The organism is Streptomyces sp. CNT360 (assembly GCF_000424785.1).
Genome location: NZ_AUKO01000003.1, coordinates 93,944 through 111,058, shown reverse-complemented (window position 1 = coordinate 111,058; position 17,115 = coordinate 93,944). Strand labels below are relative to the sequence as shown.

Sequence of the window (17,115 nt, the reverse complement as noted above, 5' to 3'; positions counted from 1 at the left end):
CGACGATGAGCCTCGACTACCGGACGATCCTCGACAGCGACCTCGGTCTCCTGCGCACCGCGGCCCGCGCCTGGCGCGCCATAGGAGACCGCTACGGAACCCTCCACGGCAACTATCGCGGCCACGTCGGCGCAGTGGCCACCCCCCAGCTGTGGCGCGGTGCGGCAGCCACGGCCTACCGCAACTGGACCCGCACCACACTTGAGGAGTTCGCGAGCGCACGCGACGAAGCACGGGCCGTCGGCAGACTCCTGGACGAGGCGTACGAGACGCTCCAAGAGCACAAACGGGGCCTGGAGAGCCTGCGCAACCAGGCGCGCGACGCCGGCATGACCGTCTCGCCCACGGGCCGGTGCACACAGGACCCCGACCGCACCCTCGCCCACCAGGAACCCGCTACCCGCCGGCACACCGAGGCGGAGTGGACCGCACGCATCGCCCGCGCCGTCCAGGACACCCGCGACGCCGACCGCAACCTACGGCTCGCCCTCCAGACCGACCCCTCGGACGGCGGCCGAGGCCTCCCCGACGGCTTCAACGGCGCCCTGCGCGGCGACGCGGGCGCCGCCCACGCCCGCCGGGCCGCCGCCCTCTACGAGAAGCTGGCCGCGGGAGAGGAACTCGACCCTTCCCAACTCCGCGACCTCGCCTTCCTCCAGCGGCAGAACGGCGACGACCCCGAGTACGCGCGGACACTCCTGGACGCCCTCGGCCCCCGCGGCGCCATGGAAGCAGCACACCGCCTGAGCCTGCTCAGCAGCGACCCGGACACCCCCGCCGCGTACGCGGCCCTGGAGAAGGGCCTCGCGACCTCGCTGGCCACGGCCACCGCCGTACCCGTCTTCCGTGGGCCGGGCGGCCACCGCCTCGCATTCGACTCCCCGGCCTACCGGAAGCGGTTCCACACCTGGCTGCACAGCGACGCGGGCGCCTTCTACCGGCGATGGCGTCAGGACATGCGGCACGCCGGAGCCGGCACCGTCGACCTCGACGGAGACGTCCGCGGATACCAGAGCCTCGTGACCCTGATGCGGCACGGAAAGGACTACGCGCCGCAACTCCTCTACGACATCGCGGACGGTGTGCGGTCCACCGAAGAGGGAGACCCCGACGTCTGGGACCAGGACCGCAAGACCTCGGGGCGGTTCGCCAATGACCCCCTGGACGGTGTCCTCGCTCTCATGGCCGACGACCCGCAGACGGCCGCCGCCTATCTCGACCCCGGCCCCGACGGGCACAACGACCGCCTCGACTATCTCGTCACCGGACGCGACTGGAACGTCGTCGACACCCGCCGCTTCCTCCATGACGCGGAGGTCCGCGGACCCGACACCCTCGACACCGACGCGTACGAGGGCCTCGCGGCAGCCCTCGAAGCGGCCACCACCACGGGAGAGCACGACGCTCCGCACGCCCGCGTCATGGCAGAGACCGTCCGCCTCTTCGGAGGCGAACCCGAACTCGTGCAGAAAGACGGCGACTTCGCGCGGCTGCGGCCCACTCTCGGCCGCATGATCGCAGACTACCCCGGCGACGTGCAGCGCCTCATGTACCGCGACGACCTGCCCGTCGCCGGCACGCCCGCGGCGTTCGGCGCCGGCGAGCTCCATGCCTTCCTCGGCGCCGTCGGCCGAGACCCCCACGCTTACGGCGCCCTCACCGCCTCCCACCACCACTACACCGCGGAGCACCTCGACGCCGTCCTCCGCGGTCTGCCGCCCGGCACCGACAAGAGCGACGCCGCGTTGGAGGCGCAGCACGCGGTGAGAGGTGGTGCCAAGGTGCTCGGTCTGCTCAGCGAGGCGAAGGCGGACGCCCTGTACGAGGAACGTCTCACCGAGATCCGTGACTTCAACGACCGCGCGGAAGAGGGCAGCAAATGGGCCAACCGCCTCCTCGGCCTGGGAACCGGCACCCTACTGGAACCCTCCGGCCCCCTCGCGGAAACCCCTGCCGGGTGGCTCCAGGAAGACGTGAATGACTTGGTGACGGAGCACATCGAGAAAGATGTGCCCAGCGAGGGTTCGAAAGCCCAGAATGCCGCGGGTCACGATTTCGTGCAGAGCACCGACCGAGCAGTCCGCGGAGCTCGCATCATGGTCGGCCACGCCGCGATCGAGGCTGGAATGGATCGCGAGACGCTGCAGGTGCTCAAGCAGGCGGTAGCTGGTCAGGTAGGTAGTTCCTTCTCCGAAGGCGCGGGGGCGGGGAGGCCGCATGGGATTGCGGAACCGAGCAGTTGAGTCGGTGTTGATCCTGGCGATTGTCGCAACGGGTTGCAGCGCTGAAGAGCGGCCTGAGTACGCCACTCCAGCCACCCTTTGCGGGCTGGAAGTGCCGAGGGGCACGTATGCGGCCATCCTCCGACCTGGGAAAAGCATCAGGAAGGAATCCGAAGCGAACTGGGGGGACAGGCGACCCGACAGTCGTCAGGGATGCCAGTACTTTGTGGACGGCGACTTTGCGTTCAGTGTCACGGGGGACTGGCGCGACAGCGCAGACTCCGCTCTGCCTGCTGCGCCTGTCAAAGACCTCGCCCGTCATCCAGCGAGCCGGCCGCAAACCTACCCAGGGAAGTACGTTGCCGCGACACGGCGCGGCGGGGCAGCTGCGACAGTTGAGTGCTCCCCGAACGGAGCCGACGGGCCGGACCGCTTCCATCTCGACATCACCGTCAACGCCTACAAGTTCGACGCCGACTGGGAAGAACTGCGGAGACCCCTCGGCCAGTTGGTGCAGGTGGCGATGGGGGAGGTGGTGGAGAGGTTGCCGTGTGGGGAGGGGAGGGGTTAGCAGCCAGTAGCTGCCCCCTCCCCTTGTCACCCGGGGAGGTGGGAGGCCGCAGCCTCGTCGAGGAGCCAGAGGGTGCGGGTCCGCCCGTAGACGGCACCCGCGGGCGCCTGAAGCTCGCCGGAGCCCGAGAGGGCGAAGGCGACCGCTTGGGCCTTGTCCTCTCCCGCCGCCAACAACCACACCTCGCGTGCCGCCCGGAGGGCGGGCAGGGTGAGGGAGAGCCGGGTGGGGGGCGGTTTGGGCGCGCCGTGGACGCCGACGACGGTGCGCTCCGTCTCCCGCAGCGCGGGGTGCTCGGGGAAGAGCGAGGCGACGTGGGTGTCGGGGCCGACCCCCAGGAGCAGCACGTCGAAGGCCGGCACCTGCTCGGCGGTGCCGCTCGCCGCGGCGGCTGCCGTGGCGAGCTCGGTGGCGTACGCTTCGGCCGCCGCTTCGGCGTCGCCGGTGTAGGGCCCGTCGGAGGGCGGCATCACGTGGACCCGTGCCGGGTCGAGCGGCACGGCGTCGAGGAGGGCTTCGCGGGCCTGGGTGTGGTTGCGCTCGGGGTCCCCGTCGGGGAGGAAGCGTTCGTCGCCCCACCACACGTCGAGCCGTGTCCAGTCGATGCGGTCGCGTTCGTCGGAGGCGGCCAGCGCGGCGAGGAGCGCGTTGCCGTTGCGGCCTCCGGTCAGGACGATGTGTGCGGTGCCGCGTGCGGATTGGGCGTCGGCGACGCACGCGATGAGGCGCGTCGCCGTGGCCCGCGCCAGTTCGTCCTTGTCGCGGTGGACGAGGATCTCGCGTCCGGCGGCGGCTGCCGCGCTCACTTCTGCGCCTTCTTCGTATTCTTCGTGGGGCGCGACCTGGTGGCCTTCTTCGCCGGTGCCGAGGGGGCCTCGGTAGCGTCCTCCGCCGCGGGTCCCTCGGGGGCGGGGGAGGGCGCGTCGGCGGCCGTCTGTTCGTCCGTCACGCCGGAGGCCGCCGCTGGGGCGGGTGCTGTCGCGGCGGGTGTGGGGTGCGCCGGGTCGGGCCCGGCGATTTTGTTGACGCCGAAGCTCACGGCTTCGGCGTACGCCTCGTCGGGGTCGAGCCGCCGCAGTTCCTCGGCCAGGAGTTCGGCCGTGGTGCGCCGCTGGAGGGCGACGTGCCGGTCGGGCTGGCCGGGAACGGCGAGTTCGGCGAGGGCGCCGTCGGCGCGGTCGAGGCAGATCTGGCCGTCGGCGGTCTCCAGCCGGACGCCGGTGATGCCGGGCCCCTCGGAGATCCGGCGCTCGACGGGGACCCGCAGCCGTTCGGCGAGCCAGAGGGCGAGCAGTTCGCTGGAGGGGTTGTACTCCTCGCCCTCGACGACGGCCGAGTCGATGCTGGTCAGCTTCTGGTCGAGCGAGGCGGCCAGCATGCTGCGCCAGGGGGTGACGCGGGTCCAGGACAGGTCCGTGTCGCCGGGGGCGTAGGTGGAGGCCCGGAGGCTGAGGGCGCCGACCGGGTCCTCGGTCGCGGCGGCATCGGTGATGCGCCGCTGCGCCAGCTTGCCGAGCGGGTCCTCGGCGGGGTCCGCGGGTGCGTCCTCGGGCCACCACACGACCACCGGCGCGTCCGGCAGCAGCAGCGGCAGGACGACGCTGTGGGAGTGGGCGGCGAGTTCGCCGTGCAGCCGCAGGATGACCGTTTCACCGGAGCCGGCCTCGCCGACGTCGCTGCCGACGCGTACTTCGGCGTCGAGCCGGTGCTGCGCCCGGTCGCGGGGTGAGCGGCCGGGGCGCCGGACGACGACGAGGATGCGGGAGGGGTGCTCCTTGGAGGCGCCGCTCGCTGCCTTGAGCGCGTCGTAGTGGTTGCCTTCGTCGGTGACGATGACGAGGGTCAGCACCATGCCCATGGCAGGCGAGCCGAGGGACCGGCGCGCCTTGACCAGTTCGGCGTTGATGCGGCTGGACGTGGTGTCCGTGAGGTCGATGTTCATGGCCGCCGCCAAATCCGTCCGTCGCGTGCGAGCATTTCGTCGGCTGCCTGGGGGCCCCAGGTGCCGGCGGCGTACTGCTCGGGCTTGCCGTGTGTGTCCCAGTACTCCTCGACGGGGTCGAGGATCTCCCAGGAGCGTTCGACCTCCTGGTGCCGGGGGAAGAGGTTCGCGTCGCCGAGAAGGACGTCGAGGATGAGGCGTTCGTAGGCCTCGGGGCTGGACTCGGTGAAGGACTCGCCGTAGGCGAAGTCCATCGTCACGTCGCGGATCTCCATCTGGGTGCCGGGCACCTTGGAGCCGAACCGGATGGTGACGCCCTCGTCGGGTTGGACGCGGATGACGAGCGCGTTCTCGCCGAGTTCCTGCGTGTCGGTGGCGTCGAAGGGGGAGTGGGGCGCGCGCTGGAAGACGACCGCGATCTCGGTGACGCGGCGGCCCAGCCGCTTGCCGGTGCGCAGGTAGAAGGGGACGCCTGCCCAACGGCGGTTGTCGATACCCAGCTTGATGGCGGCGTAGGTGTCCGTCCTGGAGTTCGGGTCGATGCCCTCTTCGTCGAGGTAGCCGTGCACCTTCTCGCCGCCCTGCCAGCCGGCCGCGTACTGGCCGCGTACGGTGTACTGGCCCAGATCCTTCGGCAGCCGGACCGAGTTGAGGACCTTCAGCTTCTCGGTGAGCAGCGCCTTGGCGTCGAAGGAGGTGGGCTCCTCCATGGCGGTGAGGGCGAGGAGTTGCAGCAGGTGGTTCTGGATGACGTCGCGGGCGGAGCCGATGCCGTCGTAGTAGCCGGCGCGGCCGCCGATGCCGATGTCCTCGGCCATGGTGATCTGCACGTGGTCGACGTAGCTGCGGTTCCACAGCGGTTCGAACATCGTGTTGGCGAACCGGATGGCCAGGATGTTCTGGACGGTTTCCTTGCCCAGGTAGTGGTCGATCCGGAAGACCTCGCTGGCGCGGAAGACGTCGTGGATGACGGAGTTGAGTTCCCGTGCCGACGTCAGGTCGTGGCCGAACGGCTTCTCGATGACGGCGCGGCGCCAGGAGCCGGGTCCGGAGTCGGACAGGCCGTGCTTCTTGAGCTGGGAGACGACGGTGGGGAAGAACTTGGGCGGTACCGAGAGGTAGAAGGCGAAGTTGCCTCCGGTGCCGCGGGTCTTGTCGAGCTCCTCGATGGTGGTCCGCAGGGTCTCGAACGCCTCGTCGTCGTGGAACTCGCCGGGGACGAAGCGCATGCCCTGGGCGAGCTGCTGCCAGACCTCCTCGCGGAAGGGGGTGCGGGAGTGCTCCTTGACGGCGTCGTGGACGACCTGCGCGAAGTCCTCGTTCTCCCAGTCGCGGCGGGCGAATCCGATGAGGGAGAAGCCGGGCGGGAGGAGACCGCGGTTGGCGAGGTCGTAGACCGCCGGCATCAGCTTTTTCCTGGACAGGTCACCCGTGACGCCGAAGATGACCAGGCCCGACGGCCCCGCGATGCGCGGGAGCCGCCGGTCCTGTGCGTCACGCAGCGGGTTGCCCGTACCGCTGTCGTTGCTCAATTCGGTTACGCCTCCTTCGGGGCGAGGCGTTCGAGCTCGGCCTTGGTGGAGGTGAGCAGGTCGTTCCAGGAGGCTTCGAACTTCTCCACGCCCTCGTCCTCCAGCACCTTGACGACGTCGTCATAGGAGATGCCGAGCCTCGCGATGCCGTCCAGGACGGCCTGTGCGTCCTCGTAGCTGCCGCGGACCGCGTCGCCCTTGTTGTCGCCGTGGTCACCGACGGCCTGCAAGGTGGCCTCCGGCATCGTGTTGACCGTGTTGGGGGCGACCAGCTCGGTCACGTACAGCGTGTCGGGCAGTTCGGGGTCCTTCACGCCGGTCGACGCCCACAGCGGCCGCTGCTGGTTGGCGCCGGCCTTCTCCAGGGCCTGCCAGCGGTCGGAGGCGATGACCCGCTCGTACTCCTGGTAGGCAAGCCGGGCGTTGGCGACGGCCGCCTTGCTCTTGAGGGCCGTGGCCTCGTCGCTGCCGATCGCCGCGAGCCGCTTGTCGATCTCGGTGTCCACGCGGGAGACGAAGAACGACGCGACGGAGTGGATGTCGGCCAGGTCCAGACCCAGGCTCTTGGCCTTCTCCAGGCCCGCCATGTAGGCGTCCATGACGGCCCGGTAGCGCTCCAGGGAGAAGATCAGCGTGACGTTGACGCTGATGCCCTTGCCGACGGTCTCGGTGATGGCGGGGAGCCCGGCCTCGGTGGCGGGGATCTTGATGAAGGTGTTGGGCCGGTCGACCAGCCAGGCCAACTGGCGGGCCTCGGCGACCGTCGCCTTGGTGTTGTGCGCCAGGCGGGGATCGACCTCGATGGAGACCCGGCCGTCCTTGCCGCCGGTCGCGTCGTAGACCGGGCGCATGACGTCGGCGGCGTCGCGGACGTCGGCCGTGGTGATCATGCGGACGGCCTCCTCGACGGAGACGCGGCGCGCGGCCAGGTCGGAGACCTGCTGCTCGTAGCCGTCACCGGCCGAGATGGCCTTCTGGAAGATGGTCGGGTTCGTCGTCACGCCGACCACGTGCTGATCGTCGATCAGCTCGCCGAGGTTGCCCGACGTGATGCGCTTGCGCGACAGGTCGTCCAGCCAGATCGCGACGCCCTCGTCGGAGAGGCGCTTCAGTGCGTCTGTCATGGGTTTCGCATCTCCTGTGCTTGTTGGCTTTTCGTTGTGCCGGGGCGCGCCGGGCGGACGCTCAGCGAAGCCGCCCGCCCGGCGCCCTCGGCTCTCAGCGGGAGGCCGCCTGCAGCGACTCCTTGGCCGCCAGCTCGACGGCCTGCGGGGTGAACCCGAACTCCTTGAAGAGGACCTTGGCGTCCGCGGAGGCACCGAAGTGCTCCAGCGAGACGATCCGTCCGGCCTCGCCCACGTACCGGTGCCAGGTCAGGCCCACGCCCGCCTCGACGGCGACGCGTGCCTTGATGTCCGGCGGCAGCACGCTGTCCCGGTAGGACTGCTCCTGCTCCTGGAACCACTCCAGGCACGGCATCGAGACGACGCGGGTCGGGATGGACTGCTCCTGGAGCAGCTCGCGCGCCTGGACGGCGAGCTGCACCTCGGAACCGGTGGCCATCAGGACGATCTGCGGGTGGCCGCCCTCGGCCTCGACCAGCACGTAACCGCCCTTGGCGGCCTGCGGGTTCGCCTCGTAGGTCGGCACACCCTGGCGGGTGAGGGCCAGCCCGTGCGGCGCCGGGTTGCTGCTGTGGCGGCGCAGGATCTCCGCCCACACCTCCGCGGTCTCGTTGGCGTCCGCCGGGCGGACGACGTTCAGGCCGGGGATCGCGCGCAGTGCGCTCAGGTGCTCGACCGGCTGGTGCGTGGGGCCGTCCTCGCCCAGACCGATGGAGTCGTGCGTCCACACGTAGGTGACCGGCGCCTTCATCAGTGCGGCGAGCCGGACGGCCGGGCGCATGTAGTCGGAGAAGACCAGGAACGTACCGCCGTAGACCCGCGTGTTGCCGTGCAGCGCGATGCCGTTCATCGTCGAACCCATCGCGTGCTCGCGGATGCCCCAGTGCACCGTACGCCCGTACGGGTCGGCGCCCGGCAGCGGGTTGCCCTCGGGCAGGAAGGACGTCTCGGCGAACGTGGTGTTGTTGGAGCCCGCCAGGTCGGCGGAGCCGCCCCACAGCTCCGGGACGACCGGGCCCAGCGCCTTGAGGACGCTGCCGGAGGCCTTGCGGGTGGCCACCGACTCGCCGGCCGGGAAGACGGGCAGTGCCTTCTCCCAGCCCTCCGGCAGCCGGCCCTCGCGGATGCGGTCGAACTCGGCGGCGCGCTGCGGGTTGGCCTCGCGCCACTTCGCCATCCGCTTGTCCCACTCGGCCTGCATCCGGCGGCCCCGGTCGCTGGCGGCGCGGACGTGCGCGAAGACCTCGTCGGAGATGAAGAAGTCCTTCTCCGGGTGGAAGCCCAGCACACGCTTGGTGGCGGCGACCTCGTCGGCGCCCAGCGCGGAGCCGTGCGCGGCCTCGGTGTTCTGGGCGTTGGGGGCGGGCCAGGCGATGATGGAGCGCATCGCGATGAAGGAGGGGCGCTCGGTCTCGGCCTGCGCCGCCTTGAGGGCCTTGTACAGCCCCTTCGGGTCGAGGTCGCCGTCCTCCTGCTGGTCGACGCGCTGCACGTGCCAGCCGTAGGCCTCGTAGCGACGGAGCGTGTCCTCGGAGAAGGCGGTCGCGGTGTCGCCCTCGATCGAGATGTGGTTGTCGTCCCACAGCACGATCAGGTTGCCCAGCCGCTGGTGGCCGGCGAGCGAGGAGGCCTCGGCGGAGACGCCTTCCTCCAGGTCGCCGTCGCTGGCGATGACCCAGACGTGGTGGTCGAACGGGGATTCGCCGGTCGGCGCCTCCGGGTCGAAGAGGCCGCGCTCGTAGCGCGCGGCCATCGCCATGCCGACCGCGTTCGAGACGCCCTGGCCGAGCGGCCCTGTGGTGGTCTCGATGCCCACCGTGTGGCCGTGCTCGGGGTGACCGGGGGTACGGCTGCCCCAGGTGCGGAACGACTTGAGGTCGTCCATCTCCAGGCCGTAGCCGGCCAGGAAGAGCTGGATGTACTGCGTGAGGCTGGAGTGCCCCGCGGAGAGGACGAAGCGGTCGCGACCGGTCCAGTCCGGGTCGGTCGGATCGTGGCGCATCAGCTTCTGGTAGAGCAGGTACGCCACGGGCGCCAGGCTCATGGCCGTACCGGGATGGCCGTTACCGACCTTCTGCACGGCATCCATGGCCAGGACGCGAACCGTGTCCACGGCCTGCTGGTCCAGGTCGGTCCACTCAAGGTCTGTGGTGGTCGGCTTGGTGCTCACCCTGCGTCAGGGCTCCTCTCCACATGTTCGATGGCCGGTGTGTGCGCTCACCGGGCGGTGTCGAGCGTACCGCTGCGGGGACGTGCGGCTTTTCGACGGTCACTGTGTGGTCGCCACCGCGTCCCCGCCCGCCTCTCGATCAAACGCCGGGAGAGATATGTGCTATTCCCACCGATTGGCGGCGCGGGGCGCGGTGGCATCCACTCCCAGGCTGACGTCTGTTCCCCCGATTCGCCCGTCGAACACGGCCCCCGCGCCGCTCGCGTCGTCCGCTGCGCGCCCGTCGCTCGGCGGGAGGCGCGGGAGGGGCGCTCTTCTCTCGCGGACGCCCCGCAGACCTCACCGCGCACGCTCCGCGAACGGCCCCCGCGGACGCCCCGGCGCTCAGGGTGCCCGGACGCCGCGGGTGCCGGTCGGCGCGACCCGGTACGGCCGGACGCGAGCGGGCCAACACGGGTCACCCCCCATGACGGGCGAGGTATCGCGGGCGTCTAAAGTGGCGTGGTACGCGTGAGCTTGACCCGGGCCTGCACCTTTTCCTCTTGTGCGCCCGCAGCGCGAGCTCGCTGGTTCCTAATGAGTCGATCTGGGGTGTCCGTGACGGCCGTCGAATCCCGTCCCGCGGGGACGCTGGAGCCCAGCGGTCACCCGCCGCTCGGCGCCCGCGTGAAGGCGTTCATCGAGCTGACCAAGCCGCGGATCATCGAGCTGCTCCTCATGACCACCATCCCGGTCATGTTCCTGGCAGCCCAGGGAGTGCCGGACCTCCGGCTCGTGGTCGTCACCTGCTTCGGCGGTTACCTGTCCGCGGGGGGCGCCGCGGCGCTGAACATGTACATCGACCGCGACATCGACGCGCTGATGCACCGTACGGAGCGCCGCCCGCTGGTCACCGGCATCGTCCGGCCCTGGGAGTGCCTGGTCTTCGGCATCGCCCTCGCCGTGGCCTCCACCCTGCTGTTCGGCCTGCTGGTCAACTGGCTGTCGGCCGCCCTCGCGTTGGGCGCCCTCCTCTTCTACGTCATCGTCTACACGATGATCCTCAAGCGGCGTACGTCGCAGAACATCGTGTGGGGCGGCATCGCGGGCTGCATGCCCGTCTTCATCGGCTGGTCCGCCGTCAAGAACGAGGTGAGCTGGGCCGCCGTCGTCCTCTTCCTGGTGATGTTCTTCTGGACGCCGCCGCACTACTGGCCGCTGTCCATGCGGGTCAAGGAGGACTACCAGCGGGCCGGCGTGCCGATGCTCCCGGCGATCGCCAACAACGTCACCGTTGCCACCCAGATCGTCGTCTACAGCTGGGTGATGGTGCTGGTCTCCCTGCTGCTGTGGCCGCTGGGATACGTCGGCTGGTTCTACCCCCTGGTCGCCGTGCTGGCGGGCGGACTGTGGCTCTGGGAGGCGCACGCCCTGCGCGCTCGCGCCCGCGCGGGCATCACCGGCGCCAAGCTGAAGGAGATGCGCCTCTTCCACTGGTCGATCACCTACGTGTCGCTGGTCTTCGCCGCCGTCGCCATCGACCCGTTCCTCCGCTGAGGCACACGGCCAGGCACTGACGGCCGACGCCTGATACGAGTGGCCCCCTCCTTGCTTCGTAGTGCAGGGAGGGGGCCACTCGTACGACAGGTCGGCTTCGGCGGGCCGGGGCGGTCGCTGCCGCCGGGGGAGCCGGGTTACCGGTTGGCGGGGCCGCCGACCTGGATACCGGCCATGCGTTCCCACTCGTAGGGGCCGGTGCGCATGCGCTCGGCCATCTCCCCGTCGAAGCTGTCCTTGACCGTGATGCCGACTGTTCGCGCGGCCTCTTCGGCCGCTTCCTTCGTGGGCGCCATCAGGTCGCCCCAGGTGCCGTCCTCGCCGACCAGGGAGATACGGAACCCCATCTGGCCGACGTAGGCGATCTGCCCCTCGGCACTGCCGCCGTGCCGCCGTACGAAGCCGCCGATCTGCTTGGCCAGCCGGGCCGCCTGCTTGCTGCTGTCTGCTGCCATACGCCTGATGCTACCGGCGGGTAGTCGCGCGGGCGAGAGGGCCTGCCGACCGGCCGCCCGAACGCTCCCCGGCGCGCCCACTCGCTCCGGGAGGGGCCGCCCCCCGGGTGGGGCCGGTGCCGCGCCTCGTACGCACCACGGTGCCGCCCCTCGTGGGCACCCGGGCCGCTCCTCGTAGGAGACGCCGTCGGCCCGCCCTTGTGCGGGGCGGGCCGACGGGACAGCGGGGGGAGCGGTGAAGTCAGCCGGCGACCGGCTCCTGCTCCTGCGCCGGTGGCGGGGCGGCGGCCCCGGGCCGCGCGGTGCTCGGCGTCGCTCCGGTGGCCTCGACCGGACCGCGCTCCCGCAGCGACAGCAGGACCCGCAGGACGCCGATCCACACCAGCGACGAGCCCAGCAGATGCACGCCGACCAGCAGCTCGGGCAGGTCGGTGAAGTACTGCACGTACCCGATGACCCCCTGGGCGAGCAGCACGACGATCAGGTTCCTGGTGGTGCCGCGGGGGCCCATGGGCGCGTCCATGAGGCGGAGGCCGACGTAGAGCAGCACCGTCAGGACCACCACGAGCCCGGCGAACGCGGCGTGCGTCTGCGCTGCCAGTTGAACGGCGACCGGCATCCGGGGCACCTTGCTGCTGTCGCCCGCGTGCGGGCCCGCGCCGCTGACGACGGTGCCCACGACGATCAGGCAGGCCGCGAAGAACGTCAGTACGCCGGCCAGCTTCTTGACGGGCCTGCCCACCAGCGGGCGGGGCTCCGCGTCACCCTCACGGGTACGCAACCAGGTGAGGGTGGTGACCGTCAGCAGTCCCGTCGCGGCCAGGAAGTGGCCGGCCACCACGAACGGGTTCAGCTTCACCCACACCGTGATGCCGCCGACGACGGCGTTGCACATCACGAGCCAGAACTGCGACCAGGCGAGCCTGCTGAGCCCCCTGCGGGCGGGCTTCGCGGCCCGTGCTGTGATGATCGTCCAGCCGACGGCGGCCGACAGCACCCACGTCAGCATGCGATTGCCGAACTCGATGGCACCGTGGATGCCCATCGCGGAGGTCGCGGTGAGGCTGTCGTCGCTGCACTTGGGCCAGGTGTCGCACCCCAGTCCGGAACCGGTGAGCCGCACGGCCCCGCCGGTCACCACGATGAGGATGCTCATCAGCAGTGCGCTGAACGCCGCCATCTGCACGGTGCGCGGCGAAGGGGTCCAGCGCGCGGCGATGTACGCGATGGGGTTACGTACGAGTTCGAGCAGTTTCGGCACGGAGCCATCGTAGAGCGCCGCTTGTGCGCGCTTTCACGAGGGGCCCCGCGAGCGCCTCACTCCCACTTGAAGAACCGTGCCGCCGCACCCAGTCCCAGCACGGCCCAGACCGCCAGCACGGCGAGATCGGCCCAGGGGACCCCCGAACCGTGCTGGAGCACCCCCCGCAGGCCGTCCGAGAGGGCGGAGACGGGGAGCAGCTCCAGCGCGCCGTGGGCAGCGTCGGGGAACTTGTCCAGCGGGACGATCACGCCCCCGCCGACCAGCAGCAGGATGAAGACGAGGTTCGCCCCCGCCAGCGTGGCCTCCGCCTTGAGCGTGCCGGCCATCAGCAGGCCGAGTCCGGAGAAGGCGGCGGTGCCCAGCAGGAGCAGCAGGAGCACGGTGGCGGGGTTGCCGTGCGGTGACCAGCCCAGGGCGAGGGCGACCAGGCTCAGCAGCAGCACTTGCAGGGCCTCGATGACCAGCACGGAGCAGGTCTTCGCCGTCATCAGCCCCCACCGCGGCAGCGGCGAGGAGCCCAGCCGCTTGAGCACGCCGTACCGGCGCTCGAACCCGGTCGAGATGGCCTGCCCCGTGAAGGCGGTCGACAGGATCGCCAGGGCGAGGATTCCGGGGGCCAGGAAGTCGACCCGCGAGCCTGCGCCGGTGTCGACGACGTCCACGACGCTGAAGAGGACCAGCAGCAGGGTCGGGATGACGACGGTCAGCAGCAGCTGCTCGCCGTTGCGCAGCTGTGTCCGCGTCTCCAGCCACGCCTGGGCGCGCACCATGCGCGGCAGCGGCGCGGCACCCGGCCTGGGCGCGTACGTACCGGCGGCCGGAGAGGCACTCATGACCGCAGCTCCTTCCCCGTCAGTTCCAAGAAGACGTCTTCCAAGGTGCGGCGCTCCACGGAGATGCGGTCCGGGAGGACGCCGTTCTGGGCGCACCAGGAGGTGACGGTGGCGAGGAGCTGGGGGTCGACCGTGCCGGTGAGGCGGTAGCTGCCGGGGGTGAGCTCGACGGCGGCGGTCTCCGCGGGGAGGGCCTTGAGCAGGGAGGGCAGGTCGAGCCCGGGGCGCCCGGCGAAGCGAAGGGTGTTCTCCGCGCCACCTTTGCAGAGCACGTCGGGGGCCGACTGGGCGATCACCTTGCCGCCGTCGACGATGGCGACGTCGTCGGCGAGCTCTTCGGCCTCGTCCATGTAGTGCGTGGTCAGCAGCACGGTGACGCCGTCGGCGCGCAGGTCGCGCACCAGGTCCCAGGTGGCGTGCCGGGCCTGCGGGTCGAGCCCGGCGGTGGGCTCGTCGAGGAAGACCAGTTCGGGGCGGCCCACCAGGGCCAGCGCCAGCGCGAGGCGCTGCTGCTGGCCGCCGGACAGCCGGCGGTAGGGCGTGCGGCCGCAGGAGCCCAGGCCGAGCCGGTCGACGAGGGCGGGCACGTCCAGCGGGTGCGCGTGCAGGCCGGCCATGTGGCGCAGCGTCTCCTCGGCGCGCGCGGTCGGGTAGATCCCGCCGCTCTGCAGCATGACGCCGATGCGGGGCCGCAGCTGTGCGCTCTCGGTGACGGGGTCCAGCCCCAGGACCCGGACGGTGCCGCCGTCCGGACGGCGGTACCCCTCGCAGGTCTCGACGGTGGTGGTCTTGCCCGCGCCGTTGGGGCCCAGGAAGGCGGTGACGGTGCCGCGCTCGACGGTCAGGTCGAGCCCGTCGACGGCGGTCCTGTCGCCGTACCGCTTCACCAGCCCCGCGACTTCCACAGCCGCTGAACTTTGCATGGACGCAGTCTAAGGAGCGGCTCGGAACGCTCTGCCCGGGGGGTTTGCGGGTTAGGTACGCCTTACGTGACGCACCCCATGACGACTGGTCACAGGCGGCGCTTGCCGGGCTCCGAGGAATTAAGCAACAATGACGTTGTGAAAAAGAGGGAGAAGGCTCGGGAGGACGGACCGATGGCTGCACCGGCCACCGGCGAAGCCGCCATGTCCGGCCCCTCCGTATCACCGACGGAACACAGCAACCAGAACTCACAAGCTGCACAGACTTCACAGACGCCGCAGTCCGCGCAGGACGAGCAGCACGGCACGCGGAACAAGGTCGCGCGCTCCATCCTCGATCACGGTCCGTCCACCGCGGCAGAGCTGGCGCTCCGCCTGGAGCTGACGCAGGCGGCGGTGCGCCGGCACCTCGACGCGCTCGTCGCCGAGGGTGTCGTGGACGCCCGGGCCAAGCGGGTCTACGGCTCGCGGGGCCGAGGCCGGCCCGCCAAGGTGTTCGCCCTCACCGACTGCGGCCGGGACGCCTTCGACCAGGCCTACGACGCGCTCGCCGCCGACGCGCTGCGCTGGATCGCCCAGCAGGCGGGCGGCGGAGAGGTCGGGGACGCGGCCGTCGCCGCCTTCGCGCGGGCCCGCGTGGAGGCGCAGGCGGAGAAGTACCACGCGGCGCTGGAGGGGGTGCCGCCCCAGGAGCGCGCCAGGGCGCTGGCACGCGCCCTGTCCGAGGACGGGTACGCTGCCACGGCGCGGGAGGCTCCCGCGCAGACGGGTGAGCAGCTCTGCCAGCACCACTGCCCGGTGGCTCATACGGCCGAGCAGTTCCCCCAACTGTGCGAGGCGGAGACAGAGGTCTTCTCCCGCCTCCTCGGCACACACGTCCAGCGTCTGGCGACCATCGCGCACGGTGACGGCGTGTGTACGACCTTCGTTCCCGGGGCACAGCCGAAGACCGCGGCACTGCAACCCCCGTCACGATCACAGACCTCAGCGTCACCACCCACCACCGCGATACCGCCCAAGAACAGCAAGACCAGCACCGCCACCACAGTGAACGAGGCCGGGAGGAACCCCGCATGACTGCTCCTACGGAGACTGCTCACCCCGAGCTCGAGGGGCTGGGCAAGTACGAGTACGGCTGGGCCGACCCCGACGCCGCGGGCGCGGCAGCCAAGCGCGGCCTCTCCGAGGAGGTCGTCCGCGACATCTCCGGGAAGAAGAACGAGCCCGACTGGATGCTCAAGCTCCGGCTCAAGGGGCACAAGCTCTTCGAGAAGAAGCCGATGCCGAACTGGGGCTCGGACCTGTCGGGTATCGACTTCGACAACATCAAGTACTTCGTCCGGTCCACCGAGAAGCAGGCCCAGTCCTGGGAGGACCTGCCGGAGGACATCAAGAACACCTACGACAAGCTCGGCATCCCGGAGGCGGAGAAGCAGCGCCTGGTCGCCGGCGTCGCCGCGCAGTACGAGTCGGAGGTCGTCTACCACCAGATCCGCGAGGACCTGGAGAAGCAGGGCGTCCTCTTCCTGGACACGGACACGGCGCTGCGTGAGCACCCGGAGCTGTTCCAGGAGCACTTCGGCACCGTCATCCCGGCCGGTGACAACAAGTTCGCCGCGCTGAACACGGCGGTGTGGTCGGGCGGCTCCTTCATCTACGTCCCGCCGGGCGTGCACGTCGACATCCCGCTCCAGGCCTACTTCCGGATCAACACGGAGAACATGGGCCAGTTCGAGCGGACGCTGATCATCGTCGACGAGGACGCCTACGTGCACTACGTCGAGGGCTGCACCGCACCGATCTACAACTCGGACTCGCTGCACTCGGCCGTCGTCGAGATCATCGTCAAGAAGGGCGGCCGCTGCCGCTACACGACGATCCAGAACTGGTCGAACAACGTCTACAACCTGGTCACCAAGCGCGCCGTGGCCTACGAGGGCGCGACCATGGAGTGGGTCGACGGCAACCTCGGCTCCAAGGTGACGATGAAGTACCCGGCGGTCTACCTGATGGGTGAGCACGCCAAGGGCGAGACGCTGTCCGTCGCCTTCGCGGGCGAGGGCCAGCACCAGGACGCGGGCGCCAAGATGGTCCACATGGCCCCCCGCACCTCCTCCAACATCGTCTCCAAGTCGGTGGCCCGCGGCGGTGGCCGCACCTCCTACCGCGGTCTGATCGAGATCGGCGAGGGCGCGGAGGGCTCCAAGTCCAACGTGCTGTGCGACGCGCTGCTGGTCGACACGGTCTCGCGCTCGGACACCTACCCCTACGTCGACGTCCGCGAGGACGACGTGACGATGGGCCACGAGGCGACGGTCTCCAAGGTCAGCGACGACCAGCTCTTCTACCTGATGAGCCGGGGTCTGGCCGAGGACGAGGCCATGGCGATGATCGTGCGCGGCTTCGTCGAGCCGATCGCCAAGGAGCTGCCCATGGAGTACGCGCTGGAGCTGAACCGGCTGATCGAGCTGCAGATGGAGGGCGCGGTCGGCTGACGCCGGTCCGTCCCGCCTCCGACAGCACCGTTCTCTTGACCCCAAGAA

13 protein-coding genes are annotated in these 17,115 nt (G+C 70.5%); 4 read left to right on the top strand and 9 right to left on the bottom strand.

Translation table 11 applies throughout. From position 1 onward, the window contains the following. Positions 1-5 precede the first annotated feature (5 nt). Entirely contained in the window at positions 6-2,243 is a 2,238-nt protein-coding gene (locus tag H297_RS0107930; RefSeq protein WP_027736596.1) for a DUF6571 family protein, read from the top strand. A gap of 576 nt (positions 2,244-2,819) precedes the next feature. Here the strand turns inward: H297_RS0107930 and pgl are convergent. From pgl to tkt, 5 genes are all read right to left on the bottom strand, one after another. Next, positions 2,820-3,599: a 6-phosphogluconolactonase gene (gene pgl / locus H297_RS0107920; protein WP_027736594.1), complete on the bottom strand. Its 780-nt coding sequence runs from the start codon at positions 3,597-3,599 to the stop codon at positions 2,820-2,822. Beyond that, positions 3,596-4,735 carry a glucose-6-phosphate dehydrogenase assembly protein OpcA gene (gene opcA, locus H297_RS35200; protein WP_037793481.1) on the bottom strand — a complete coding sequence of 380 codons (1,140 nt, stop codon included), beginning with the start codon at positions 4,733-4,735 and terminating at the stop codon, positions 3,596-3,598. Before opcA ends, pgl begins: the two co-directional genes overlap by 4 nt. Then, entirely contained in the window at positions 4,732-6,267 is a 1,536-nt protein-coding gene (gene zwf / locus H297_RS0107910) for a glucose-6-phosphate dehydrogenase (RefSeq protein ID WP_027736593.1), read from the bottom strand. The genes opcA and zwf overlap by 4 nt, the downstream gene beginning before the upstream one ends. A gap of 5 nt (positions 6,268-6,272) precedes the next feature. After that, the gene (tal, locus tag H297_RS0107905; RefSeq protein WP_027736592.1) at positions 6,273-7,391 is read right to left on the bottom strand and encodes a transaldolase; all 1,119 of its coding nucleotides are present in this window, start codon (positions 7,389-7,391) and stop codon (positions 6,273-6,275) included. 94 nt (positions 7,392-7,485) lie between these two features. After that, on the bottom strand, positions 7,486-9,561 hold the full coding sequence (gene tkt / locus H297_RS0107900) for a transketolase (protein ID WP_027736591.1): 2,076 nt from the start codon (positions 9,559-9,561) through the stop codon (positions 7,486-7,488). Positions 9,562-10,158: 597 nt separating this feature from the next. Here tkt and H297_RS0107895 point away from each other — a divergent pair. Beyond that, entirely contained in the window at positions 10,159-11,097 is a 939-nt protein-coding gene (locus H297_RS0107895; protein ID WP_078513884.1) for a heme o synthase, read from the top strand. 137 nt (positions 11,098-11,234) lie between these two features. On the opposite strand, the gene H297_RS0107890 is transcribed toward H297_RS0107895, so the two are convergent. The 4 genes from H297_RS0107890 to H297_RS0107875 all read right to left on the bottom strand — a co-directional run bounded on the left by H297_RS0107890 (position 11,235) and on the right by H297_RS0107875 (position 14,572). Continuing rightward, the gene (locus tag H297_RS0107890) at positions 11,235-11,552 is read right to left on the bottom strand and encodes a hypothetical protein (RefSeq protein WP_027736589.1); all 318 of its coding nucleotides are present in this window, start codon (positions 11,550-11,552) and stop codon (positions 11,235-11,237) included. A gap of 241 nt (positions 11,553-11,793) precedes the next feature. Further along, positions 11,794-12,813 (bottom strand): COX15/CtaA family protein, encoded by a 1,020-nt coding sequence (locus tag H297_RS35195; protein WP_037793357.1) that lies wholly within the window; start codon positions 12,811-12,813, stop codon positions 11,794-11,796. 56 nt (positions 12,814-12,869) lie between these two features. Beyond that, a complete protein-coding gene (locus H297_RS0107880) occupies positions 12,870-13,649 on the bottom strand; it encodes an ABC transporter permease (RefSeq protein WP_027736588.1) in 780 nt (259 codons plus the stop codon). Then, on the bottom strand, positions 13,646-14,572 hold the full coding sequence (locus tag H297_RS0107875) for an ABC transporter ATP-binding protein (protein ID WP_027736587.1): 927 nt from the start codon (positions 14,570-14,572) through the stop codon (positions 13,646-13,648). Before H297_RS0107875 ends, H297_RS0107880 begins: the two co-directional genes overlap by 4 nt. Positions 14,573-14,776: 204 nt before the next feature. On the opposite strand from H297_RS0107875, the gene H297_RS0107870 reads away from it, so the two are divergent. Continuing rightward, positions 14,777-15,649, top strand: a complete 873-nt coding sequence (locus H297_RS0107870; RefSeq protein ID WP_051351705.1) for an ArsR family transcriptional regulator — start codon at positions 14,777-14,779, stop codon at positions 15,647-15,649. Then, positions 15,646-17,067 (top strand): Fe-S cluster assembly protein SufB, encoded by a 1,422-nt coding sequence (gene sufB, locus H297_RS0107865; protein ID WP_027736585.1) that lies wholly within the window; start codon positions 15,646-15,648, stop codon positions 17,065-17,067. The genes H297_RS0107870 and sufB overlap by 4 nt, the downstream gene beginning before the upstream one ends. Positions 17,068-17,115: the final 48 nt, after the last annotated feature.